Source organism: Binatus sp. (SeqCode) (assembly GCF_035272065.1).
GTDB lineage: Bacteria > Desulfobacterota > Binatia > Binatales > Binataceae > Binatus.
Genome location: NZ_DATEQZ010000067.1, coordinates 73,428 through 97,491 on the forward strand (window position 1 = coordinate 73,428; position 24,064 = coordinate 97,491).

The window sequence follows — 24,064 nt, forward strand, 5'->3', positions numbered from 1 at the left end:
CGCCTTACTACTTTTTTTGGTTTTCGATTGAATCAAATCGGGTCGGTGATCGTCATAGTCGCCGAGCACTGTGACATTTGCAACAATCCGGGTTGCACAACGCGGCGGTGGTGAAATATGCTCACGACGTTTTGACCCGAAATGCGGAGGTTCTCGCATGAGCCGTTTTTTGCTTGGGGCGCTGACCGCCGCACTGCTGTTCGCCGCTGCTGATATTGGAGCCTCCCCCTTTGCCGCCGACTCCGCGGCGCTGCCTCCCCAAAATACAATCACAATGAACTTCCAGAACGTGGACATTCCCGTTCTCGCCAAGTTCATCTCCGAGATCACCGGCCGCAACTTCATCATCGACGAATCCGTGCGCGGCAAGGTTACGATCATCTCGCCGAGCAAGGTCACGCCCGAGCAGGCCTACAAGATCTTCCAATCCGTCCTCCAGGTAAAAGGCTTCACCACCGTTCAGGCCGGCAAGATCATCAAGATTGAGCCCGCACGCAACGTCCGCTCGATCGCCAAGCTTACCGAATCGCAGACCCCCGCCGAGACCGGCGGCGACGAGTACGTGACCCGGATGGTCCGGCTCAAGAATATCGACGCCGCGTCCGTCATCGGCGTGATCCAGCCGATGGTTTCGCACGATGGACTGGTAGCGGCGTTTCCCGCTGACAACACCGTCATCGTCACCGACGACGCTTACAACGTCGAGCGGTTGCTCCAGATAATCGGCGCGCTGGACGTGCGCGGCGAGCAGCAATCGATTGTCGTCATTCCGCTCAGGCTCGCCTTTGCCGGTGAGCTCGCGCCCGAAATCGATCAACTCATGGCCGTTAAGATGGGGACCGCCAACGGCGCGAACCCCCAGATGATTCGGCCCCAGATGGGCGTCGCGCCTTCCGCAACCGGTCCCGGGATGGGCTATAAGGTCATCCCCGATGAGCGCACCAATTGCCTCATCGTCCTCGCGCCGCCGCTCCAGATGCGTGAGATTCAGGAAATAGTCCAGAAGCTCGACGTCAATCCTCCGCTGGCCACCTCGCGCATCCACGTCTATCGCCTGAAGAACGCGCAGGCGCTCGAGATGGTCCAGGTGCTCAACAACCTGCTCAACGGCGGCAGCGGCCCGACCACCCTCTCTCCCACCACCGGCAAGGGATCGCTCGGCCGCTCCAGCTTCAATAGCGCTGCCAGCGGCGGAATGGGCGGCGGCTTCGGCGGTATGGGCGGTATGGGTGGCATCGGCGGGATGGCTAGTAGCGCGAGCTTCGGCGGCTCGATGAGCGGTGGCGGCGGCATGGGCGGCACGAACGGCTCCGGCGGCTTCGGCGGCGGCGGCGGAGGTGGCGGGATGATCAGCCGTGGCGGCGGGTCCAATACCGGTCCGGCGTCGGCCAGCTCGGCCGGCAAGAGCATCGATTTCTCCTATCCTGTAAATATCACCGCCGACCCCGCGACCAACGCGATGGTTATCAGCGCGTCGCCGCAGGATTGGCAAACCCTCAAGCAGATCATCGACGACCTCGACACCCCGCGCGTCCAGATTTTCGTTCAAGCCGTCATCGTCGAGGTCTCCGCCGAGCGCCAGCGCCAGTTGGGCGTCAATTTCTACTCCAACGGCGTGGGCGGCGGAAGCGTGTTCGGCGCCGGCGCGCTTAATTTCGGACAGCTCCAGAATGCGCTCGCCGACCCGCTGCAAGTCACCGGCCTTGGCCTCGGACTGGCGTCGAATACCACATGTAAGATAACTGGCGCGGCGCTCTCTGCGGCTCAAGCCGCGACCGGGACGACCACCACTACTACCGGCTCTTTGACCCTCCCCTGCGACATCGCACTCATCATGGCGCTGGAAACCGACACCCACGCCGACGTGCTCTCAGCGCCCACGTTGCTTACCGCCGACAATGAAGAAGCGATGATCGTCGTCGGCGAGAACCTGCCCTTCGTCGGCTCGGCTTCGGCCAACGCCGGATTGCCCGGACAAATCTTCAACTCGGTCGAGCGCCAGAACGTCGGCATCTCGCTCGATATCGTGCCGCAGGTCTCCGAGGGCGACTACGTCAAGCTCGACCTCTATGAGGAAGTTTCCAACGTCGTCGGCGGCACTGCGAACAACACGCTCGGACCGACCACGACCATTCGGTCGGCCTCGACCAGCGTGCTGATCCAGAACCATCGCACCGCGGTTGTCGGCGGCCTGCTCGCCAGCCAGGATACGCAGAACAATCAGGGCGTTCCGTTCATTTCCGACATCCCGGTCCTTGGCAACCTGTTCAGCAACAAGAGCAGCGACAAGCAGAAAGACAACCTCATCGTCTTCCTGACTCCGCATATTATTCGCAACAAGAGCCAGCTGCGCGAGCTCGCCCTCGACGAACGCCAGCAGTTCGTGAATTCGCTCGGCCGCAAGGAAATCCATGATATGCCGGCCTCGCAGATCCGCCAGGTCTACAAGCCGAGCTTCTCGATCCCCGTTTCGCCCGCCGCCGACCTGAACGCGCCATATGGCGGTCCGCCGGCGCCTCCGGGACCCGAAAATCCGGGCGCTGCGTACGAGTCCGCGCCGTCGAGCGGTGAGACGCCATTTAACACCACCGAGATTGGCCCGACCTCGATGAACTCCCCAGCAACGACAACGACCGGCAGCGGTTACGCGAGCGCTCCGTACCCGGCGCCGCTTGGAAGAGTGGGCGCCGACTCGGCGACGTCGGCAACGATCGCCACAGCGCCGCCGTACTCGGCGTCATCCGGCCGATTCGTCTCGACCGGCGCAACGCCGCTCGATCCTGGTGCCGGCAAAGTCTCGGTAGACGGCGTCACAGCATCATCTGGCGCATTGGACGCGACGAAGGCAGGCGTCACCCCGAGTATCTCCCCGTAAGCCTCGTGCTTCCCGCGTCCTCTCCGCGATCCTAACCTCTCCTCGGACAATGAGAGGTTAGGATACAGACAGACCCAATGGTGGGGTTTTACTACAATTAAGTTCTTTCCCATCCCCACGCTTGCGCGCCGCCGTCCTCTCTGACCATTCTCGATCCTCGATGGCCAGACAGATCGGTCCCGTCAAAGCCCGCATCGAATACACGGGCATCACCGCCGTGACGGCGGCGCTGCGTGCGATGCCGTTGGAGCGCGCGGTGCGTGCGGGCGCGCGTCTCGGTGGATGGGCGATGAATTTCGATCGCCCCAACCGCCCGATCGCGCTCAAAAACCTGGAGATAGCCTTCCCCGAGATGACGCCGGCGGCGCGCCTCAACATCCTGCGCAAGATGTATCGCAGTTGGGGCCGCGTGCTCGCCGAATGGACCCATCTACCTGAGCTGAGCCGCGCGGATATCGAGCAGGTCGCCACCTACGAGGGCAAGGAAAATTGGGACGAAGCCGAGCGCCGCTCCAACGGCCGTGGGCTGTTCGTGCTGACCGCGCATTATGGGAATTTCGAGCTGATGCAGATTGCGCAATCGATCTACGGCTACCGTCTCGCCATCGTCCATCGCGCGCTGCGCAATCCCCTTATCGACGCCGCCATCTGCACCCAGCGCGTCCGCTACGGCAACCGCATCATCGAGCGCAAGGCGGGCGGCCGCGAGATGATGCGGATGCTGCGACAGAACTGGATGATCGCGATTGCGCTCGACCTCGACGTGCGCAAAGGCGTGTTCGTCGATTTCTTCGGGATGCCCGCATCGACCAGCGACGGCATCGCACGGCTGTCGATCGCCACCGGCGCACCCGTGATGCCCGTGTTTATGGTGCGCCAGGGCGACACGATTCATCACCACATCAAAATTCTGCCCGCCTTCTATCCCGAAAAGCCCCGCAACCGTGAGGCCGCCGTCCGCGAATACACGCAGCTCTACACCAACACGCTCGAGGCGATGATCCGCGAGCATCCCGATCACTGGAACTGGATCCACCGCCGCTGGAAAACCCGCCCCCCAGGCGAACCCCGCTTCTACTAGGTCCTCTCCCCGGGAAAGACGTGGCGCATCAGTGTGCGGATGTAAGCACGCATGTCTTTCCGATTCTTGTGACCCGGACGAATCAGCAGATGATACATGATCGCGCCTCCGATCATGTCCTGCAAAATCTCCGAATCAGTTTCCTTCGGCACGAGGCCTCGCTCGCGCGCTCGATCGATCGTCTCGGCGACGATCCTGCGCCGCGGGATCAAATAGGTGTTCCAATAGACCGCCATCAGCTCCGGAGAGTCCGGTACCGAGCCGACTAGTTTTGCAACCATCTTCCGATAGTCGCGCGCGCTAACCGTCTCGGAGAGTGCGTTGATCAGTTCCTCCGCCATCCGTTTCGGCGGAACACGGGCCGCAGCCGTCAAAGATCGCTCCGGCGCTTTCCTGGACATGTCCATCGCATGCGCAAGAAGATCTTCCCGCGATGACCATCGACGGTAGATGGTAGTGCGCGCGACGCCGGCGCGTCTCGCAATCTGCTCGAAGCTGGAGCCCTCGATGCCGTGCTCGACAAAGAGTTCCAGCGCGGCACGAAGCACTGCCGCATCTGCTGCCGGATCGCGCGGGCGCCCGCGGCCGGCCTTGGCCTTGCGTTTCGCAGGATTCACATCGCTCAGGCGCTAATCCGAAGTTTGCGAAACATCCTCATCCGGCGAAGGCTTACCCAATAAATCAGGCGCGGAGACGCGCGATAGATGCGCCATATCCATCGAACTGCCCCGGGAAAGATGATCAGCGCCTGGTTACGGGACACTCCTCGCAGGATCTCTCTCGCGGCTTTTTCAGCGCTTATCTGGCGGATTGGAAAGTGGGAACGCCGGCTTACCCGGACCACCTCATCATGCGGCATATTCATGACGACCATGTTCTCATAGACGCTGGTCTTCATGTCACCCGGACAGACGGCGCTCACCTTCACGCCCAGGTCGGCCCCTTCAAATCGCATGGAGAGCGAGAGCCCGACTATTCCGTGTTTGCAGGTGCAATAGGATGTATTTCCGGGCTGCGGAGTCAGGCCGCTGGCGGAGGAAACGTTGACGATATGTCCGTGTCCTTGTTGCACCATGACTCGATACGCGTAGATCGTCCCGTAGATGACGCCGTGCAGGTTTACCGCGAGGACGCGGTCCCACTGTTCCACGGAGACGTCGCGCGCATCGCCGCCGATAAAGATCGCTGCATTGTTGAACATGTAATCAAGCCGCCCGAACTCGGAGACCGTCGTCTCGATCAGGCGCGCAACGTCATCTTGCTTCGAAACGTCAACCCGCACCGCGCGAGCTTGTGCGCCGCTCTGCGCAATATGGGAAGCCACCTGTTTGGCGGCGTTGGCGTCGATGTCCGCAACAATGACGGCGGACCCTCGACGCGCCAGCTCCTCGCAAAGGGCCTGTCCCAGGCCCATCCCGCCGCCGGTGACGATTGCCACTTTGTTCTCAAATTCCTTCATCCTACACATACGATACAGCTCTGTATCGATATTGTCCAGCCTGGTTCGCTCACAACCTCCCCGCGCGGTAATGCGCCCACAATGCTTTTGCGATCCTCTCCGCATCCGAACGAATCCTGTACTTCGAGAAATACCCGCACACGTTTTCCAGATCGCGGCCGAGCAACGCTCTCGCACTCGGATTGATCCGCGCATCGACCGCCTGCGGAAAATCGATCGCGACGATTCTGCCCTCCCAGTAAAGGAGGTTGTACGGCGACAAGTCGCCATGCACGAGATGGTTCGTGAGCCATAGCGTGACGTTGTCGATAATTCGACGCAGCAATTGTTCCGCTTGCTCACGCGGCACCGTGACGCGATTGAGCATCGGCGCGGCGGCCTCCTCGTCGCCGAAGTATTCCATCAGGATCGCGCCATTCGATCGGGAGAATACCTCGGGCACATCTGCGCCTGCCGCGTGGAGCATCCGCATGGTCTGAAATTCGGCGTTGATCCAGGCCCCGTACTGCACATCGCGCCCGTGACGGGTTTTATTTGCCAACGCGCGCCTGGTGCGGCTTTCCATCGCGGCGTCACGGCCGGTCTGGTAAATCGCATCGTTGCGAAAATTGCGGCGGTCGAGCGGACGGTAGACCTTCGCAGCGACCAGCCCGCCTCCTGACGCCGCCGCGCCGCGGCAGCAATAGACAGTCGCCTCTTTCCCGCTCCTGACCACGTATAGGACGTCGGCTATCGATCCATCACCGATGAACGCGTCGAGTAATTCTTCGTCGATCTCTAAAGCAGTAGTCATCTGTTGCCCCAATAGTTAGAAGTTGTGTTTCGCGCGTCTCTGGTTTTCTGTCGCTCTTTTTCCCTCATGGCTTGGTCCTCCTGCGTTTTCGAAACGTGAAGAAATCGAATCGTCAAATCGCACGCGCGCGCCGCGCGCTACAGACGCAAAAAAGCCAGGGGAGCTTTTGCCTCCGTGGCTACGATGTCGGGAATATCCGGTTGGTTTACCGGCGACTGGTCAGCGGCGGAGGCGCACTCACGCGCGATTCGGCAAGATCTTTCAAGTGGCTATTCATTGCATGTGCACCTCCCGTCAGGGAGTTAATGAAAATATCCGCGCGCGCGCCTGCCAAGTCAATCGTCCATCGCCGGCCGCGGATGAGGGAGACAGGCCAGGAATTCACGGGGCTTCGATCGGCGCGCCGTCGATGCGGCTTTGCTTCCAGACTTCGGGGATGAATTCGTGATAGCGGATGGCGCCGTCGCCGATCATTACGAAGACCGCCGAACCCCGTTGCTCAAGCTTGCGGGCGGTGGTGCCGGGGATGACCTTGTCGAGGATTTGCGTGTAGAGCTGAGCGAAGTTGTCGGCGGCACCCGCGTTGCGGAAGTCGAGCATCCAGAGCACGGTCAGCGACTTGCCTTTCCGCAGCGCGACGATCTTATCGCCCGCCCATTTGCTCGCCGCCTCGACGTACGGCGTACCCTCACCCATCGTGCGCTCGATCATGATCTTAAGCATCAGCTCGCCGAGCGTATCCTCGTCGACCTTTTTCCAATCGTGCAGAACTTTCTCGTAGCCGGCGAGCTTGACGGTTTTGGCGGGAGTGGGAGTGTCGAAGTAAAGTTCGGGATGCACGATCTGCTGCGTCGATAGCGGCGGTCCTGTGAACAACGCATTCACGCCGGCCCATTTGTTGCGATGGTAAGCCTCGGCGACGAAACGGGCTCCTTCGGTGTATTGAAAGATGAAGGGGTAGGTCATCGCGCGCGGCTTGCCTTCCATGCGTCCCATGAACACCGGCACGATGTCCTGCAGATGCGTGTCGAAGTAGTCCATAGTCTGGTCATCGACGCGCCCATTCACCACTGAAAATCCCGACAGCGTTGCATCGCCTTCGACGATTGCCTTGTAGGCGAGTTCGCGATCGGTATCGCCTTTGTACTTCTTTTGCGCGGCTTCGATATCGAAGTGCTGGTCCTGGAGCGCATGGGTCAGCTCGTGCCCCAGCGTCCCCACGGTTTCGAGTTTCTTGTACTGCGACACGGCGTTTCGATAGCGCTCCGGCAGCGCGACCGTGACAGGCCGATCATGATCACGATGTCCTTATGATGGTCGTCGTAGAAGCCCGCCAGCTCCAGCGTCATATCGGCCAGGTCTTTGCGCTCGATTTTCAGATCGGGCGGGAACAGACCGATCATCTTGTTCTCCTCGACGCCGGTGTCGATTTCCTCCTGGCTTATCTCCCGCGCGAACTCGGCTCTGAACCTGGCTTCCGTATCCGCGACGCTGAGGTAGGTCACCGGCACGTCGGCCTTGAGCTTGAGTCCGCGGATCTTCTGAACGCGCGCCTTCACCACCGCTGCCTCGTCGCCGCTTAGAGCGCCGTCCTGCGCAGCAGCGAGGTTGCAGAATAATGCGGCGACAACGCATGCGTATGCGACTATCGCAACGAACCTGCCAACTCGGATTCCCCCAAAAATGCGCCCCTTACTCTACGGTCAACCTGCTTAGCCGGGATTTCCGTCGAAGGCAATCCAGTGGTGATAAGTGTTACTCCCCAAGTCTTGACATCGCCGTGGGTCCGTGAGAAACGACCACCGACGAGCGGGCATCATCTCCTCGCTCCCGTGTTTCCATAGAAGTGTGAGTGTTCGGTGGCGGTGTTGTAACCGAGGGGCATCAATCCAAAAAAGTTCCGGGAGGAGTCGCATGAATTCGAACCACACAAGCAAACTGTTAGCCATGGGGACCATCGCCTTTGCAATCGTCCTACTGGGGATCTCATTCAATGCCCGGGCCGATTCGGCCGACAAGGCGCAAATCCAGGCGCTGGAAGAACAACTTGCCGCGGCGATCGCCGCCAAAGATGTTGACAAGATTATGCAGTTTTACTCTCCGGGGGAGGATCTCTTTGTGTTCGACACCATTCCTCCGCGCCAGTACGTCGGTGCTGCCGCCTATCGCAAGGACTTCGAGGGCTTCTTTGCGACCGCCGCCGCCGGCCCGATGACGAATCAGATAAGCGACCTCGACATCACCGCTGACGGCAAGCTTGCCTTCGCGCATTACACCAGCCACATGGTCTCGACGGACAAGAGCGGTGCGAAGACCGAGATGGTCATTCGGACCACTGACTGCCTCAAGAAGATCACGGGAAAGTGGCTGATCGTCCAAGAGCACAACTCATTTCCGGTGGATCTGGCGAGCGGGAAAGCCGATCTGATGTCGAAGCCCTAGTAATATTGTGCCGTTTGTTGTGCGTTGCTGATGGAGCTAACCAGAGCCCGGTTACCGACTTCGCACGATACGCCTGGCAGTCAGTCGTGCTAGCGTGTCTGAGTTCCGGGTGACCTGATGCGCTGCTCAAAATGCAATGCCGAAAATCGGGAAGGGCGAAAGTTTTGCGCGCAATGTGGCACGGGGTTGAATCCCCGGTGCCCGTCCTGCGGCGCCGAGAACACGCCAGGCGAAAAGTTCTGCGGAGAGTGTGGCGCCACGCTTGCGCGCGCCTCTTCAGCAGGCGCGAAGGCATCTGAATCAGAGCCCGCCGCGCCGGGGATTCGGATCAGGCCGGAACAATCCGATTCTTCCGCCGCGCTCGAGGGCGAGCGCAAGACGGTCACCGCGCTGTTCGCCGACATCAAGGGCTCGACCGAGCTGGAGCAGGACCTCGACCCCGAAGAGGCGCGCGCGATTGTCGACCCCGCGCTCAAGCTCATGATCGAGGCGGTGCGGCGCTATGACGGGTACATCGTGCAGTCGACCGGCGACGGAATCTTCGCGCTGTTCGGCGCGCCGGTCGCGCACGAAGACCATCCGCAGCGCGCTCTGTACGCCGGTCTGCGGATGCAGGAGGAGCTGAAACGCTACTCGGCGAAACTGGTTGCCGATGGCGGCATGCCGATTGAAGCCCGCATCGGCACTAACAGCGGCGAAGTGGTCGTACGGTCGATCTCAACCGGCGGCGGCCACGTCGAATACACGCCTATTGGGCACACCACCAACCTGGCGTCGCGGATGCAGGCCGTCGCGCCCACAGGCTCGATCGCAACCAGTGAGCAGACGCGCAAGTTCGTCGAGGGGTATTTCGCGCTCAAGCCGTTGGGACCGACCAAGGTCAAGGGCGTCAACGAACCAGTCAACGTCTATGAAGTGACGGGGTTGGGGCCGCTGCGCACGCGCCTGCAACGCTCGGCCGGGCGCGGACTTACGAAGTTCGTTGGACGCGAGCGCGAGATGGAGGCGCTCAAACACGCCGCCGAACTGGCCCGGGAGGGACGGGGGCAGATCGCCGCCGCGGTCGCCGAAGCGGGCACCGGCAAGTCGCGCCTCTTTTTCGAGTTTAAGGCGGTCTCGCAATCGGGATGGATGGTGCTCGAGGCCTTTTCGGTTTCCCACGGCAAGGCGTCGGCGTACCTGCCCGTGATCGACCTGCTGCATTCTTACTTCGGCATCGACAGCGCCGACGACGCGCGCAGGCGCCGAGAAAGAGTGGCCGGCAAAATCGTAATCCTCGACCGCTCGCTGGAAGACACGCTCCCCTATCTTTACTCTCTCCTCGCCATCCCGGAAGCGGACGACCCTTTGAGTGACATGGACGCGCAGGTGCGCCGCCGCCGCACGCTTGACGCGATCAAACGCATCCTGCTGCGCGAGTCGCTCAATCAGCCGCTGATGGTGATCTTCGAGGACCTGCACTGGATCGACGACGAGACACAGGCGCTGCTCAATCTGCTCGCCGATTCGATCGGCACGGCCAGGCTTCTGCTGCTGGTGAACTATCGTCCCGAATACTCGCATCAGTGGAATAGCAAGACCTACTACATCCAGTTGCGGCTCGATCCGCTCGGCAAGGAGAGCGCCGACGAGATGCTGTCGGCGTTGCTCGGCGACGGCCCTGACATCTCGGCTTTGAAACGCGTCATCATCGAGCGCACCGAGGGCAACCCGTTCTTCATGGAAGAGACGGTCCAGGTGCTGCTCGACGAGGGAGCGCTGGTGCGCAACGGAACGGTCAAGCTCACAAAGACTCTTAACGAGTTGAAGATACCGCCCACCGTGCAGGCGATTCTCGCTTCGCGCATCGATCGTCTACCGGCCGATGGGAAGGAACTGTTGCAGACGCTGGCAGTGATCGGAAGAGAGTTTACGGTTGGCCTCTTGCGGAATGTGGTCACTAAATCGGAAGAAGAACTGAACCGTTTGCTGCACGATCTGCAGCTTTCCGAATTCATCTACGAGCAGCCTGCCGCCGGCGACATCGAATACACCTTCAAGCACGCGCTGACCCACGAGGTCGCCTACAACTCGATCCTGAGCGAGCGCCGCAAAATGCTACACGAGCGCGCCGCGAGAGCGATAGAATCGCTGTACGTATCATCGCTCGATGATCATCTGGCCGACCTGGCGCGTCATTATGGCCGCAGCGAGAATGGGGCGAAGGCGGCGGAATACCTGTGCCGCGCTGGCGAACAGGCAGCCCAGCGTGCCGCCTACCGCGAGGCCGAGGCTTATCTCGATGCCGGTCTGGAGCGAGTCCGCACGCTTGCCGACAGTCCCGCGCGTTCGCGCGCTGAACTCCGCATTCAGATCGGCAAGGGCCAGTTGATCCAGGCGACTACCGGACTGACGGCGCCGGGGGCGATACTCTCGTTCAACCGCGCGCGAGAGCTTTGCAAACTGATCGGTGACGACGCTCAGCTATTTCTCATGTTGGATGGACTACGATGGTCGAGTCTGTTCAGACTGGAACTGGAGGAAGCCAGACATCTGGCCGAAGAGCAAATGGCGCTCGCCGGGCGCTCGAGCGATCCCGTCAATTCAGCTCTGGCTGGCGGCGCCCTCGGCGAGGTCCTGCTTTGGATCGGAGACTACCCAGCTGCGCGGCGGTGCCTGGAGCCACTGGTCTCACCAGGATTCCGCGATCTTCGCGGGCCAGCGCTCCAGAATCTGGTGGTGGGCCGTTCGATTCTCGCATCGGTGCTGCTGATGCTTGGGTTCGGCGACCAGGCGATCGAGCGGCGCGATGAAACACTCGCCTGGGTTCGAGGTCTCGGCCTGCCAGATTCGACTGCGACGGCTTTCAATATTGCCAGCAGGCTTGACCATTGGTGCCGGTCTCCACAGTCGGCGCTGGAGCATTCAAGGATATGTATCGAGACTTCGATTGAGCATGGATTGGGGAGAGAAGTGTGGATGGCGACCATCATGAAAGGCTGGGCGCTGAGTTACCGAGGGCAAGTCGAGGAAGGCATCGCCGAGATTCGCGGAGGTATCGAGGCGGCCGAGTCAACTGGCGTCGTGATTCCAACCTGGTGCCTCTTTCCATTGGCTGAGGAATACCTTCGGGCCGGCCGCTCAAGCGAGGCTGGCGAGCTGGTCGATCAAGTGCTGGAACGCGTGCAGAGTGCTGGCAACCGTGAGGATGAGGCTGACGTTTACCGGCTCAAGGGTGAGCTTTCGATGATGCGGGCTGCGCCGGACCAACTCGCAGCAGAAAAATGGTTCCGAGCAGCTATTGAAGTCGCTCGCCGCCAGAGCGCGAAGTTATACGAACTGCGCGCCAACATGAGTCTCGCGAGATTGCTGCGCGACACCGATCGCAGCGATGAGGCGCGCACGATACTCACCGGCATCTACAACGGGTTCACCGAGGGCTTCGACACACCTGACCTGAAAGACGCGAAGGCGCTGCTCGAGGAATTGGGCGCGTAACGTGGGAACACACACTAATCCTGAGGTCGTAATCGTCGGTGCGGGAATCGGCGGCGGAGCGCTCGCGACGGTGCTCGCTCGTGCCGGCATCGCGGTGACGCTCCTCGAGAAGTCGCTCGTCCATGTCGATCAAGTTCGCGGCGAATGGCTGGCGCCGTGGGGTGTCGCGGAAACGCAGCGCCTCGGCCTGTACGAAGCATTGCTCGCCGCCGGCGGGCATCATCTCGGGCGCCACATCTCCTATGGCGACGATATAGACGCCGCCACCGCGGAATCGCAGCCGCTCGATCTGATGGCCTTCGAGGGCCTGGGCTTCAAGTCGCCGCTGTGCATGCGGCATCCTGTGATGTGCGATCTGCTCGACGCCGAAGCAAACAAATCAGGCGCCGAGCTGATCCGCGGCGTGACCGACTTGCAGGTGATGCCGGGAGCCGCGCCCGAAGTGCGATTCAGGCATGACGGCGTCGAGCACAAGTTCAATCCGCGTATTGTCATCGGCGCCGACGGCCGCAACTCCACCGTGCGCGCGCAGGCCGGCATCGAGCAGCATCGCGATCCGACGCATCACCTGATGGCCGGGATGCTGGTGGACGGCACCACCGGATGGCCGGCGGATTTGCAGATTTTCGGCACCGAGGCGCGCATCAACTTTCTCGCGTTTCCGCAATCGTCCGAGCGCGTGCGGCTCTACATCTGCTATGGCATCGACGACAAGCGCCGCTTCGCCGGCACCGACAACCAGGCCCGCTTTCTCGACGCCTTCCGCCTCGCGACCGTTCCCGGCAGCCAGCATCTCGCCAATGGCGTTCCGTCAGGTCCCTGCAATTCCTACGGCAACGAGGACACCTGGACCGACGCGCCATACGTCCCCGGCGTCGTGCTGATTGGAGACGCCGCGGGCCACAACGATCCGATCATCGGGCAGGGGCTGTCGATCACCTATCGCGACGTGCGCATCGTACGCGACCTGATGCTCGAAAATCGCAGCTGGACGCCGGACACTTTTCGACCGTACGCGGAAGAGCGGCGCGAGCGGATGCGCCGACTCAGGCTCGCGGCCTCGACGTTTTCAATCCTCAACGCGGAATTCGGCGATCATGCCCGTGAGCGCCGCATGAGAGTGCGAGAAGAACGGATGCGCAACAGTTTTCCCGACGTGACTCCGGCAACCTTCGTCGGACCCGAAGTGTTGCCGGCTGAAATGTTTGACGAGACGATACTCGATCGGCTACGCGCAATATGAGGCTGTTATGATCAAACTTGTTTACGTAGTCCGAAAGCGCGCTGACATCTCCGAAAAAGATTTCCACGAGTACTGGCTGAAGAAGCACGGACCGCTGGTGCGCAGCTTCGCGAAATCGATGCGCGCGAAGAAATACGTGCAGAGCCACACCGTGTTCGAAGACGCGGGCAAGCAGATTCGCGGCACCCGCCCAAAGATGACGGAGACCTACGACGGGATCACGGAGGTATGGTGGGACAGTCTCGAGGACTTCAGCGGAGGCGGCACGCTCAAAGATGGCGCTGAGGCGGCGCGAGCGCTGCTCGAAGATGAATCGAAATTTGTAGATTTCGAGCGCTCATCGATCTTCCTGACCGAAGAGCACGAAATCTTCGACTACACAAAGTAGTCAAGTCAGCTTTTCTTGAACCGGCGCGTCAACCAATCCACGATCGTCTCATTCACCGCGTCCGGGAACTCCTGCTGAGCCCAATGCCCCGCGCGCTCGATATTGTGCATTTCCAGATCCGAGCATAGCGCCGGCATCCCGGCCGCCATCCGCGGCGGCAGCGCTCCGTCCCACTCGGCAGTGATCATCAGGCACGGCAGCGTCAGCTTGGCGACGCCGATCTCAGGATGCTCGCGCAAATTGCGATCGATGTTCCGATACCAGTTGATACCGCCGCGAAACCCACTCTTCTCGTATGTGTCCACATAGGTGTCGAGTTCTTCGCTTGTGACTATTGGCGCAGTGTCGGGTTTTAACTCCTCGATCCGACGGAAAGGATTCACCGCTCGCCATCATGCGCTTGGCGGCTTCGGCGGGCTCGACCGGCGCGCGCATCAGGCGATCGAAGATCAGGCGCGCTTGGCGATCCATCACGCTTTCCGCCCGGCCGGGTTCCTGGAACCACAGGATGTACATGCGTTCGTCTTTTCCGTTGACCATCGCGCGCATGACCGAGGTCGGCGGGATCGCCATGTACGGCGTGCATACTCCGACGACGCCCGCAGTCCGTTCCGGATACAGCACCGGCATCGCCCACGCGACGAAGCCGCCCCAATCGTGTCCGACGAAAATCTGCGCGCTCGATCTTCAGCTCGTCGAGCAGTCCCGCCATGTCTCCCGTCAACTCGGTAAGGCCGTAGTCAGTGACCGCTGCGGGCGCACTCGACTCCGCATAGCCCCGCTGATCGGGAGCGATCGCGCGAAAGCCCGCCGCCGCGACCGCCGGCAGCTGATGCCGCCACGAGTAGGCAAGCTCCGGAAACCCATGGCAAAACACGACCGCGGGCCCCTCGCCGGTTTCGTGAACCGTAAGGCTTATCGATGGCTGATTCGACCGCGGCGCAATCTTCACAGGGCGGCCCTGGGGCCAGTTCAAAGTGGACATATCGAGTCTGCCTCGCGTTTCTGACTGATTTTTCCGCTCCGCGATCACTGTCGCAAAATGTTTGTGCACGGTTTAACCGCCGGATGCAATCGCTTGCCGCGACAGTGGCGCCTCAATTGAAGTGATGAGGTTCTTAGACCGCGCCGTAGATCGCGCGCAGCAGGGTTGCTTCGTTGATCGGCTTGCCCAGGTGCGAGTCGCATCCAGCCTCCCGCGCGAGGCGTATCGCTTCCGGGAACGCTGACGCGGTCAGCGCGATAATCGGGGTGTGCGTGCGATTGTGTGCGCGCTCCCAAACGCGAATCGCGCGCGTCGCCGCGTAGCCGTCGACTTCCGGCATCTGGATATCCATGAGCACCAGGTCGTAGTCGCCCGCCGCGATGAAACCATCGATGGCCTGTCTGCCGTTTTCCACTTCGTCGAGATGATAGGGCGTCTTCTTCAAAAATGCGCGGATCAGCGTCCGGTTGTCGGTCGAATCGTCAGCGAACAGAATTTTGAGCGGCCGATTGACGATCTGCGGCTGCTCGGCGGTGCTCGCGATACGGCCAGGCTCCTGTGTAGCGTCGCCGGTATTGCCCATGATCGCGTGGTGAACCACCTTGGCAAGTTCGCTCATGCCGATCGGCTTGACCAGGTAGGTTTCCAGCTTCAGAGATTTCAGCCGCGAAATATCCGCGGCCAGGTTGTCGCAATGGATCGTCGCGACGATCGATGCTCTACACTGCGATGCCGCCGCGATCAGTTGTGTCAGCTCTGGCGGGTCCGTCGACGCGATCCGATCGTCCAGCAGCACGATCCGTGGCGGCCGGCCCGCGCTGACGGCCTGCCTGATCGCGGCTACGCCTGCCTGATACGACGCGGCTTCCGTCACGCTTGCGCCGTGCCCACCCAGCATTCGGCACAGAACCGCGCGCCCCGTCTGGTTGCCATCGACAATCAGCACCGCGACTTGTGCGAGGTCGAGCATCGGCGCCGCGGCGGGTGCGGGTGCATCGGGCTCCAGTTCGAAAGGCGTGGTGAAGCTGAAGACGCTGCCCTTGCCGAGCTCGCTCTCTATCATGACCTCGCCCTGCATCAGGTTGACGAGCCGCTTGACGATCGCGAGTCCAAGCCCGCTGCCGCCGTACTTCCGCGCGGTCGAGTTGTCGGCCTGCGAGAACGCGGCAAACAAAGCAGGCAGCTTATCCTTTGCGATTCCGATTCCGGTGTCCCGAACACTGAATTTCAAGCGCAGCCGTTCGCCCGGCGCGGATTCGCGCTCGACCGAAACCAGCACCTCGCCCCGTTCGGTAAATTTGATTGCGTTGCCGATCAGATTGATCAGCACCTGTCGCAGCCGCAGCGGATCGCCCAGCAGCGCGATCGGCACCTCGGGCGCGATGCTGACGATCAGCTCCAGCCTCTTGGCGTGCGCGCGGATCGCCAGCGTCTGCGCCGACTTCTCCACCACCTCGCTGAGATCGAAGGCGACCTGCTCGAGCGTCAGGCGGCCGCTCTCGATCTTGGCGAGATCGAGGATGCTGTTGATCAGGTCGAGCAACGCGTGGCCGTTGTTGCCCAGGATCTCGATGTAGCGGCGCTGCTCGGCATTCAGCTCGCCCTCGGCCAGCAGCTCGGCCATCCCGAGGATTGCGGTCATCGGCGTGCGAATCTCGTGCGACATGCTGGACAGGAATTCCGATTTGGCTTGCGAAGCCGCGAACGCCGCTTCGCGTGCCGCGACCAGCTGGCGCTCGGTTTCCTTCATCGCCGTAATATCGCGGCCGATGCCGGCTACGCCGGTAACCTTGCCGTCCGCATCGCGCATCGGAAAAATGCTGACTGCGGAAACGAACGTCGTGCCATCTTTTTTGCGGGCATTTTGTTCCCACGATGCCGGCTGGCCGGTCTCAACGACGCGAATGGTTCTTTCAACAGTTTCCTGAAGCTCATCGGGCGAAACGAACAGCTCGATTCCTGTTCCAATCGCCTCTTCGGCAGTGTAGCCGTAGGCCGCTTCCGCCGCCGGATTCCAAAACAAGATCTCGGCCTCCGCCGACACGAGTATTATCGCGTCTTCCGAAGCATTAACTATTGCGGCGAGTAACGCCGCCTTGCGCTCGCCGCGTATGCGTTCGGTGATGTCGCGTTGGATGCCGGAGATGGCGACGACTTTTCCTTGCGCATCGCGGATCGCGAAACAGACCGTGGAAACCTCGACCACCGCGCCGTCCTTTCTGCGATTGGGGGCCTCGAGGCGAACCACCCCCTCCGGATGCGCCTTGATTCGGTCGATGATTTCCAGCGCATCGGCGTGGCGCTCCGGCGCGATGTGCAGCGTGAACGGCTGCCCGATCGCTTCCGCCGCCGTGAAGCCGAACATTTTCTCGGCGCCGCGGTTCCAGTAGGTGATGCGCAGGTCGGGCGCGATGGTGGTGATCGCGTCGTCGGACGATTCGACGATTGCCGCGAGCGCCGCGTTTTCACGCGCGACCCGCCGGCGCTCGGTAACGTCGCGCACAATAGTCGACAAACCGATCAGCTTTCCGTTCGAATCGTGAATCCCGCAACCGACGATGGTCGTGTCGAGAATCGTGCCGTCTTTTCTGATCACCGGCATTTCGCGCTGGCGCCTCGCCTCGGGGTCTTCTCTTATCACTGCGAGGTCGCGCATCAGCCGCGCCTGATCCATCGCGCGGTCCGCGGGCGCAACGTAAAGATCGAACGGCCGTTTACCCAGCGCCTCTTCCGCCGTGTAGCCGAGCAGCTTTTGCGCACCACGGTTCCAGCTGGTTATCCGGAAGTCCGTGGAGTGGCTGATGATCGCGTCCTCCGAGCTCTTGACCAGCGCCGCCAGCAGCGCCTGCTCGCGGTCCGCGCGCTTGCGCTCGGTGAGATCGCGATGGATCGCCGAGATGCCGATTAGCTTCCCGTCGCGATCGCGGATTCCGCCAACGACCGTCCACACGTCCACCCGCCTGCCGTCCTTGCACATGCACGGGACTTCAAAGCTCTGGACTTGATCGAGACGGGTCTTGAGTTCTTCGAGGAAAGCCTGGGCCCAGGCTCTCAATTCCGGCGGCATGTAGAGGCTGGCGGGTTGCCCGATCGCTTCCTCCGCCGTGTAGCCAGACAGCCGCTGTGCGCCTTTGTTCCAGGTCGTGATGCGCTGGTCCAGAGAATTGCTCACGATGGCGTCGTCGGAGGACTCCACGATTGCCGCCAGCAGCGCGTGCTCGCGGTCGACTCGCTTTTGCTCGCTGATATCGCGCGTATTGATCACCACGAGCGTTTCGCCTTCGGGACCCGTGACAGTGCTGCCGGTACCCTCCCCGGCACACCAAGTACCATCCTTGCGCCGCATGCGGTATTCGGTGAGCAGGTCGGGAGAATGGTTTGGGAGACGCAGCGGCTTTGCCGAGCCGTTCCGCCGCCTTGAGGTCGTCTTCATGAACAAACGAGAGTAGTGGCCGACCGAGTACCTCGTCCGTCTGATAGCCTAAGATTCTTTTCGTCGAATCGCTTGCGAAGCGCACCGCTCCCGACTGATCAATCACAGTGATGAGATCCGAGGAAGCGTGGACTAGCGACTTGTAGTACTCCTCGCTCTTCTTCAGTCGTTCCTGAAGGCGTTTGCGCTCAGTGATGTCGCGCGAATAGACAGCGACCATCGTCTTGCCATCGAGCCCAACGATCGCCTTGCCCCTCATTTCCACCCACATCCAGGTGCCGTCCCGCTTGCGCACTCTCGCTTCGATTGTCGTGGGATGGCCTGCCAAGTCCTGAACAATCGCCTGCAAGACTGCCTGTTGGTCGTCGAGATGGATGATTTCGAGAGAATTCCGTCCGACGACCTCGCCGGGCGCGTAGCCCAGCGAGGTCCGTTCCGCCATTGCCGCACTCGCGTAAAGAACGGTTCCGTCGGGCGCGAGAAGGGTGGTCACGTCGTCGGCGCCTTCGATTATGTTTCTGTAGAACGCCTCCTGCGCACGAAGTTGGCCCGCGGCGCGGGCGCTGTCCCCGGCGCCGTCAGCCACCGGCACGGCGCCCATAGGCAAGTTGTCATGGCCGCTATTCTCCTCCAGTGGACCATCGTTCACGCCATCGTTGTCTTCCTGACGGTCTTCTTGCATGGCTCAGAAGCGGAACGACGCCGTGAGCCATAGCTCATTTCCCGTCGATCGATTTTGCGCGGCGAATTCGAAGTCGTATTTGAAAGAAAAACTGATCGGTACTTTCAGGATCGGGACGGTGTCTCCTACCAGCGGTCCCAGCCCAATCACCCGCCCCTTGAACGCGCCCAGATTCGCACCGCTGCCCGAGTCGGGCGTGGTCTGCTGAACGGCATACCCGGCTATCCCCGCAACCAGTCCGTGCGGCAGATGCTGCGCGAGGACGAAGTCGGCGTGAAATTCCTGGCCGCTCAGGTAATGCGTCGAAGGATTTTCGGCGTTGACTGTATAGCCGGCGAACAACGACGCATGCCGCCCCGTTTCCGGGTCCAGCCACGTCACGCCGAAGTTGGGCTCCACCGCCCATCGATTCAGCCCGATATCGATAATGTAGCGACGGTCGTAACTGCCCGTCGGCGCGTAAAACATCAGCGCGCTGACCAGGTGAAACTTCGAAAAATTCCAGTTCAACATCAACGGCGATACGATCAGATCGCCAAATCCCCCAACCGTGGAGCGTTGAGTCGAACTTGGCCCTCCTATCACCGTGACCCGCAACGTCTGATCGGCGATTCGCGTCTGCGCGAGCGTCGCGACTCCCCAGTTAGCGCCGAAAACCCGCCACGGCGTCGTGTAGATCACAAAGGTGGCATCGGTGTAGGTAATCGTATGCGTATGCGCTCGCACCGGCGCGTTGTTGGGCTGCGCGGTAAGACTCGCGTCCTGAAATAGAAAATAATTCTTCACCAGCACGCCGCCCGGCGCCGGAAGCATTCCGGCAAACAGGTCAACCTGCCCCGGCCGATAGGTGCCAACTCCGTACTCCGACGCGTGAACGACGCCGGCGGCCGACACCAAGGCGACTATCGCCGCGCCGCTAACCGACAGCAGCCGCGTCGCCGCCGCGCTACGCCGCGCTCGCGTACACCTCGACGGCGCCATCGCACCGCCAGCGGGCACTCCGTCCCGCATGATGGGGAAGGGTCCCACATCGCCAAATGTGCAAGCGGGATGCCATCCGTTTTGCTGCCGAATCGACGCGCCAGCCAAGCAAAGACAACCGGGCCAACAAAGTCATCGGAACTAGGCGTCAAAATGGAACAGCGAATGGCACGCAGTAAGGAAACCCCCGCCCCGGGCGCGACGAAACAAAAGAACTTCTAATAGGGATGAACTCCCGCATCTTTCTTTTCTTTAACACTAAGGTGCAGGGGTTACCCCTACCCAAGGAAGTGTGAAACCCAGGTGGGTCTCACGTAAAATTACGTGATTCGCCCTTCCTCTCACATGCTATCTTCAGGCCATGAGGCTGCATCTGGCCGATGGAACCTACGAGCTCTATCGGGCGCACTATTCGCCGCGCCCGGATCATCGCGATCCATCCGGCGCCGACGCCAAGGCCACCGTCAGCATTGTCGAGTCGATGCTGGCGCTGCTGCATGACCCGGATGAAGGGGTCACGCATATTGCGGTTGCGTTCGACAATCCGATTCGTTCGTTTCGCAATGACCTTTACGCGCAATACAAAAGCGACGACGGTGTTCCGGCCGAATTGCGTGTTCAGTTCGATAGCGCCGAACGTGCGATTCGTTCAATCGGCGTGACGGTCTGGTCGATGCGCGAATATGAGGCGGACGACGGACTCGCCAGCGGCGCGCGACGGTTTCGCTACGAAGTCGATCAGGTGCGAATTCTCACGCCGGACAAGGACCTCGGCCAATGCATCCGGGGCGAGCGCGTGGTCAAGGTCGACCGCCGCCAGAAAAAAGTGACGAACGAGTCGGCGTTTCGCGCCGACCGCGGCTTCGGACCGGAGAGCATGCCGGATTTCCTCGCGCTGACCGGCGATACCGCCGACGGGTTTCCCGGGCTACCCGGATTCGGCAAGAAGAGCGCGGCGATTCTGATCGGCGCCTACGAGCATCTCGAACGGATCCCCGCCGATGCGTCCGAGTGGAAGGTCAAGCCGCGCGGCGCGCTCCAACTGGCAGCGACACTGGCAGAGTGTCGCGACGAAGCCCTCCTATACCGCAGACTGGCAACGCTGATCGACACGGTTCCACTTGACGCCTCCCTCGAAGCTCTAAAGTTCCAGGGAGTTCCTCGCACGGTCTTCGAACAATGGTGCAAGGACCTCGGCGTCGAACGGTTGGCAACAGCCCCGAAGCGATGGCGATGACTCGTCGCGCGCCGCGCTTCCGTGCTCAGCCCTTGGTTACACGGTTGACCCAGAACTCGCCTAATCGAGGTCCATCGACCTTGGTCACGAGTCTCATCTTTCGGCCGGACTTATCGACTCGCTCGTGAAGCCATCCGCCTTCTTCTTCAAGGTAAACCTCTTCTTATCTCGACTCCATCAGACCACCCGAGAGCGATCGCGCATGCTAGCGGGTCGTGCTGGAAGTTTATTATGTCTGCCGGCACTCTCGCGCAACTCGCGCCATAGCTCTCGCCCATCTTCTCGTCTGAAGCGAAAACCTCTGCCTGACGCGCCAGTAACTCATCAATGTCGCCACCTAAGTCAGTATCGAGATGCACTTTGGGCATAGCTACAGATTCGCAATCACCGCACGCGTGAACTCCGAGGTCTTCGCCGTGCCGCCCTGGTCAGGCGTGAGCACGCGGCCGTCAGCGTACACGTTGCGCACGGCGGCATCGAGGCGCGACGCGTCGGCGCTGAAGCCCAGGTAGTCGAGCATCAACGCGGCCGACAACATCGTCGCGGAAGGATTTATAATTCCCATCCCCATGATATCGGGCGCGGTGCCGTGCACCGACTCGAAGTAGGCGTAGTCGGCGCCATAGCATCCGCTGGGTGCGAGCCCCAGCCCGCCGATGATTCCCGCCGCGGCGTCGGACAGGATGTCGCCGTAGAGATTCGGAGCCACCACCACATCCAGATGATGCGGCGATTGCACGAGCCGTCGCGCGAAGTCGTCCACGATAAACTGCTCGTACTTTAGTTCAGGATACTTGCCCGCGGTTTCCTCGACGATTCTGCGAAAGAGCCCGTCCGACTCGCGCAACATGTTGTACTTCGACGTGCACGTGAGCTTGCCCTTGCCACCCGCGCGTTTGCGCTTGATCGCAAGCTGGCAGGCGAACTCGGCGACGAGCCGCGTCGCGCGTTCGGTGATCACTTTGATCGCGTAGATGCCGCGCTCCGACGTGTCGAGCGGCGCGCGCAGTATTTTGCTCATCAGCTTGAGCGGAGCCAAAGCCGCTAGTGGACCCTCGAGCCCGAGATACAGGTCTTCAAGATTTTCCCGCACGATCACAAAGTCGATTCCTTCGGGCCTCGCCAGCGGGCTATGAAAACCCTTGGAGTAACGCACCGGCCGCACGTTGGCGAAGGTCTGCTTGCCCCATCTGAGATAGGTGATGGCGGTGGTCTTGCCCGAGGTGGAGCCGAACAGCGTCGTGTCGGACGCGTCGATTGCCTTGCGCGCGGCAGCGTCGGTCTCGCCGCGCACCCATTTCTCGCCGGGCGGAAACTCGACGAAATCGATCGGAAGTTTCAAGGCGCGCAGCGCGTCCATCGTCGCGCTCATCGCTTCCGGCGCCGCATCATCGCCCGGCAACACTACGACTTTCTTGTTTGCCATGCTCCTGCCTCAATCGCCTCGCTGAGCGCCATCATGCACACGCCGGTCGCGAACGGCGCGGTCCCAATTTCGATCGAATTGTAAAAGGCAAAGTCGCCCGGCGGCGTCTGCTGCGACACCCCGGTGAATGCGCCGTGCGCATCTATCTTCGCGCAAATCGCGCCCAGCGCACGCGAGTACGCCTCGCGCGCGCGCGCCGCGTCGAGGCCCCGCAGCCGCGTCCGAATCGCGCGGCCCAGTGCCAGTGCGAATCCCGCAGCGGATGACGCCTCGAGATACGAATCGTCGCGATCGATCACCGTGCGCCACAAGCCTGACTCGTCTTGCAGCGAGACGATATTGTTGAGCTGACCCGCGAGCGCCTCGCGTATCTTGTTGACCTTTGCCGCAAGCTGTTGAGTCCCGCCGGCCGCCTCGATTTCGGCGAGCACTTGCGGCGCCGCGATCGAAAACCAGCTATTGCCGCGCGCCCACAAACATGGCGAATGCGATTTCCGCTCAACGTACACGACGTGCCAGAAGAGTCCGCTGTTTGGGTCGATCAGATGATCGCGATGAAGGATCATCTGATCCGCCGCACGCTCGACCATCGCGGCGTCGCCCGAGATTCGGCCGAGCAGTGCGAGCGCGGGCGCGGTGAAGTAGCAGACGTCGATCCACACTTCAAGCGCCGGCGGATGCGGGACGAACGCGCCGTCGGGAGTTCGTACCGCCGAGTTTTCCATGAAGCCGGCGATCGCACGCGCGTAATCCAGGTAACGCTCGTCGTTCGTCTTCAGATGCAGGTCGAGCGCCGGCAGCGCTTCGGCCGCCCAGAACCAGAACCATCCGTTGGTGCGCGGACCCGCCGCGAGCTTCGGCTCAAACCATCGCTCTGCAGCCGCGACGGGTGCGTCGGATTTCAGCGCACGCGCGGCGTAAATGAGCCCGTCGCACAGGATCGCGTCCCCCCAATGCGGCTGCTTGACGAGCAGCTCGCGGCTGGCGTTCGCCGTCAGCCGCTCGAGCGCGGCTCTTAGTCTATCGATTTTGATTTCGGTGGAATCCATGAATCTGGATTCTTTAGCCGCCGTAGTTCCATCCGGTCTCTTTCATCGTCAGCGCGTCGGCGTCGCGCTTGACGTGCGCCTCGGTGACTTTGCCGACGATGACGCTGTGATCGCCGAGCTCGTAAAAGCCGACGACTTCGCATTCGACCGACGCGGGCGCATCGCTGATGATCGGCGCGCCGTTGGCGCCGTTCTCGAACGCGAAGTCACCGAATTTGCCGTCCTTCGGTTCGACGTGACGAAAGAACGCGCCCGCGATCCCTTTCTGCCCGGCCGCTAGCATCGACAGCGCAAATTTTTTCGAGTCTTTCACCATCGCGTGCGATCCCGAGTCCTTCTTGATCCCGACCACGACCAGCGGCGGGTTGAAGCTGGCTTGCGTGACCCAGTTGACGGTCGCCGCGGTGGCGGTGCCGCCGTGAGCGGCCCCAAGGACGAACAATCCGTACGGGATCATCAATAGCGATTGTTTTTTTGCTTTTTCATCCATGGTCAGGAAACTCCTTCTGCAAA

18 protein-coding genes and 3 pseudogenes are annotated in these 24,064 nt (G+C 61.4%); 7 read left to right on the forward strand and 14 right to left on the reverse strand.

The features are described 5' to 3' along the window. Positions 1-157 precede the first annotated feature (157 nt). Both gspD and VJX68_RS13350 read left to right on the forward strand, forming a co-directional pair. Positions 158-2,875: a type II secretion system secretin GspD gene (gene gspD / locus VJX68_RS13345; protein ID WP_324096196.1), complete on the forward strand. Its 2,718-nt coding sequence runs from the start codon at positions 158-160 to the stop codon at positions 2,873-2,875. A 160-nt stretch (positions 2,876-3,035) separates the two neighbouring features. After that, on the forward strand, positions 3,036-3,956 hold the full coding sequence (locus VJX68_RS13350; RefSeq protein ID WP_324096197.1) for a lysophospholipid acyltransferase family protein: 921 nt from the start codon (positions 3,036-3,038) through the stop codon (positions 3,954-3,956). Here the strand turns inward: VJX68_RS13350 and VJX68_RS13355 are convergent. The 5 genes from VJX68_RS13355 to VJX68_RS13375 form a co-directional block, all read right to left on the reverse strand. Next, entirely contained in the window at positions 3,953-4,573 is a 621-nt protein-coding gene (locus VJX68_RS13355; RefSeq protein ID WP_324096198.1) for a TetR/AcrR family transcriptional regulator, read from the reverse strand. The two genes, VJX68_RS13350 and VJX68_RS13355, sit on opposite strands and share 4 nt — an antisense overlap. Positions 4,574-4,578: 5 nt before the next feature. Continuing rightward, a complete protein-coding gene (locus VJX68_RS13360; RefSeq protein ID WP_324096199.1) occupies positions 4,579-5,394 on the reverse strand; it encodes an SDR family NAD(P)-dependent oxidoreductase in 816 nt (271 codons plus the stop codon). 70 nt (positions 5,395-5,464) lie between these two features. After that, on the reverse strand, positions 5,465-6,208 hold the full coding sequence (locus tag VJX68_RS13365; RefSeq protein ID WP_324096200.1) for an RIO1 family regulatory kinase/ATPase domain-containing protein: 744 nt from the start codon (positions 6,206-6,208) through the stop codon (positions 5,465-5,467). Between the two features lie 381 nt (positions 6,209-6,589). Further along, positions 6,590-7,456, reverse strand: coding sequence for a hypothetical protein (locus tag VJX68_RS13370; RefSeq protein WP_324096201.1), 867 nt, complete (start codon positions 7,454-7,456; stop codon positions 6,590-6,592). After that, the gene (locus VJX68_RS13375) at positions 7,405-7,767 is read right to left on the reverse strand and encodes a hypothetical protein (protein ID WP_324096202.1); all 363 of its coding nucleotides are present in this window, start codon (positions 7,765-7,767) and stop codon (positions 7,405-7,407) included. The genes VJX68_RS13370 and VJX68_RS13375 overlap by 52 nt, the downstream gene beginning before the upstream one ends. A 355-nt stretch (positions 7,768-8,122) precedes the next feature. Between VJX68_RS13375 and VJX68_RS13380 the strand changes: the two genes are divergently transcribed. The 4 genes from VJX68_RS13380 (at position 8,123) to VJX68_RS13395 (ending at position 13,758) form a co-directional block, all read left to right on the forward strand. Next, positions 8,123-8,650, forward strand: a complete 528-nt coding sequence (locus VJX68_RS13380; protein ID WP_324096203.1) for a YybH family protein — start codon at positions 8,123-8,125, stop codon at positions 8,648-8,650. Positions 8,651-8,767: 117 nt separating this feature from the next. Continuing rightward, a complete protein-coding gene (locus VJX68_RS13385) occupies positions 8,768-12,127 on the forward strand; it encodes an adenylate/guanylate cyclase domain-containing protein (RefSeq protein ID WP_324096204.1) in 3,360 nt (1,119 codons plus the stop codon). Position 12,128: 1 nt separating this feature from the next. Continuing rightward, positions 12,129-13,370, forward strand: coding sequence for an FAD-dependent oxidoreductase (locus VJX68_RS13390; protein WP_324096205.1), 1,242 nt, complete (start codon positions 12,129-12,131; stop codon positions 13,368-13,370). A gap of 7 nt (positions 13,371-13,377) precedes the next feature. Beyond that, positions 13,378-13,758 (forward strand): EthD domain-containing protein, encoded by a 381-nt coding sequence (locus tag VJX68_RS13395; protein WP_324096206.1) that lies wholly within the window; start codon positions 13,378-13,380, stop codon positions 13,756-13,758. A 5-nt stretch (positions 13,759-13,763) separates the two neighbouring features. Here the strand turns inward: VJX68_RS13395 and VJX68_RS13400 are convergent, their stop codons facing one another. The 6 genes and pseudogenes from VJX68_RS13400 to VJX68_RS13415 form a co-directional block, all read right to left on the reverse strand. Beyond that, positions 13,764-14,141 carry an alpha/beta fold hydrolase gene (locus VJX68_RS13400; protein WP_324096207.1) on the reverse strand — a complete coding sequence of 126 codons (378 nt, stop codon included), beginning with the start codon at positions 14,139-14,141 and terminating at the stop codon, positions 13,764-13,766. A 112-nt stretch (positions 14,142-14,253) separates the two neighbouring features. Next, a pseudogene (locus VJX68_RS19345) lies at positions 14,254-14,430 on the reverse strand (alpha/beta fold hydrolase); the annotation flags it as partial. 16 nt (positions 14,431-14,446) lie between these two features. After that, a pseudogene (locus VJX68_RS19350) lies at positions 14,447-14,743 on the reverse strand (alpha/beta fold hydrolase); the annotation flags it as partial. 133 nt (positions 14,744-14,876) lie between these two features. Beyond that, positions 14,877-18,089, reverse strand: a complete 3,213-nt coding sequence (locus VJX68_RS13405; RefSeq protein WP_324096208.1) for a PAS domain-containing hybrid sensor histidine kinase/response regulator — start codon at positions 18,087-18,089, stop codon at positions 14,877-14,879. 34 nt (positions 18,090-18,123) lie between these two features. Then, positions 18,124-18,858, reverse strand: a pseudogene (locus VJX68_RS19355) (PAS domain-containing protein); the annotation flags it as partial. A 3-nt stretch (positions 18,859-18,861) separates the two neighbouring features. Beyond that, positions 18,862-19,869, reverse strand: a complete 1,008-nt coding sequence (locus VJX68_RS13415; RefSeq protein ID WP_324096210.1) for a SphA family protein — start codon at positions 19,867-19,869, stop codon at positions 18,862-18,864. Between the two features lie 331 nt (positions 19,870-20,200). Here VJX68_RS13415 and VJX68_RS13420 point away from each other — a divergent pair, with 331 nt between their 5' ends. Then, positions 20,201-21,076 carry a 5'-3' exonuclease gene (locus tag VJX68_RS13420; protein WP_324096211.1) on the forward strand — a complete coding sequence of 292 codons (876 nt, stop codon included), beginning with the start codon at positions 20,201-20,203 and terminating at the stop codon, positions 21,074-21,076. A 370-nt stretch (positions 21,077-21,446) separates the two neighbouring features. Here the strand turns inward: VJX68_RS13420 and VJX68_RS13425 are convergent, their stop codons facing one another. The 3 genes from VJX68_RS13425 to VJX68_RS13435 are packed head-to-tail and all read right to left on the reverse strand — an operon-like array spanning position 21,447 to position 24,041. Then, entirely contained in the window at positions 21,447-22,502 is a 1,056-nt protein-coding gene (locus tag VJX68_RS13425) for an isocitrate/isopropylmalate dehydrogenase family protein (protein ID WP_324096212.1), read from the reverse strand. Beyond that, positions 22,481-23,551 carry a glycoside hydrolase family 88 protein gene (locus VJX68_RS13430; RefSeq protein WP_324096213.1) on the reverse strand — a complete coding sequence of 357 codons (1,071 nt, stop codon included), beginning with the start codon at positions 23,549-23,551 and terminating at the stop codon, positions 22,481-22,483. The genes VJX68_RS13425 and VJX68_RS13430 overlap by 22 nt, the downstream gene beginning before the upstream one ends. A 13-nt stretch (positions 23,552-23,564) precedes the next feature. After that, a complete protein-coding gene (locus tag VJX68_RS13435; protein WP_324096214.1) occupies positions 23,565-24,041 on the reverse strand; it encodes a flavin reductase family protein in 477 nt (158 codons plus the stop codon). Between the last annotated feature and the right edge of the window lie 23 nt (positions 24,042-24,064).

Excerpts from the sequence above, each read along its gene's own strand:
- VJX68_RS13350 (WP_324096197.1), top strand. The coding sequence starts at position 3,036 with ATGGCCAGACAGATCGGTCCCGTCAAAGCCCGCATCGAATACACGGGC.
- VJX68_RS13395 (WP_324096206.1), top strand. The coding sequence starts at position 13,378 with ATGATCAAACTTGTTTACGTAGTCCGAAAGCGCGCTGACATCTCCGAA.
- VJX68_RS13435 (WP_324096214.1), bottom strand. The coding sequence starts at position 24,041 with ATGGATGAAAAAGCAAAAAAACAATCGCTATTGATGATCCCGTACGGA.
- VJX68_RS13385 (WP_324096204.1), top strand. The coding sequence starts at position 8,768 with ATGCGCTGCTCAAAATGCAATGCCGAAAATCGGGAAGGGCGAAAGTTT.
- VJX68_RS13365 (WP_324096200.1), bottom strand. The coding sequence starts at position 6,208 with ATGACTACTGCTTTAGAGATCGACGAAGAATTACTCGACGCGTTCATC.
- VJX68_RS13415 (WP_324096210.1), bottom strand. The coding sequence starts at position 19,869 with ATGCGGGACGGAGTGCCCGCTGGCGGTGCGATGGCGCCGTCGAGGTGT.
- VJX68_RS13380 (WP_324096203.1), top strand. The coding sequence starts at position 8,123 with ATGAATTCGAACCACACAAGCAAACTGTTAGCCATGGGGACCATCGCC.
- VJX68_RS13420 (WP_324096211.1), top strand. The coding sequence starts at position 20,201 with ATGAGGCTGCATCTGGCCGATGGAACCTACGAGCTCTATCGGGCGCAC.
- VJX68_RS13430 (WP_324096213.1), bottom strand. The coding sequence starts at position 23,551 with ATGGATTCCACCGAAATCAAAATCGATAGACTAAGAGCCGCGCTCGAG.
- VJX68_RS13405 (WP_324096208.1), bottom strand. The coding sequence starts at position 18,089 with ATGCGGCGCAAGGATGGTACTTGGTGTGCCGGGGAGGGTACCGGCAGC.
- VJX68_RS13425 (WP_324096212.1), bottom strand. The coding sequence starts at position 22,502 with ATGGCAAACAAGAAAGTCGTAGTGTTGCCGGGCGATGATGCGGCGCCG.
- gspD (WP_324096196.1), top strand. The coding sequence starts at position 158 with ATGAGCCGTTTTTTGCTTGGGGCGCTGACCGCCGCACTGCTGTTCGCC.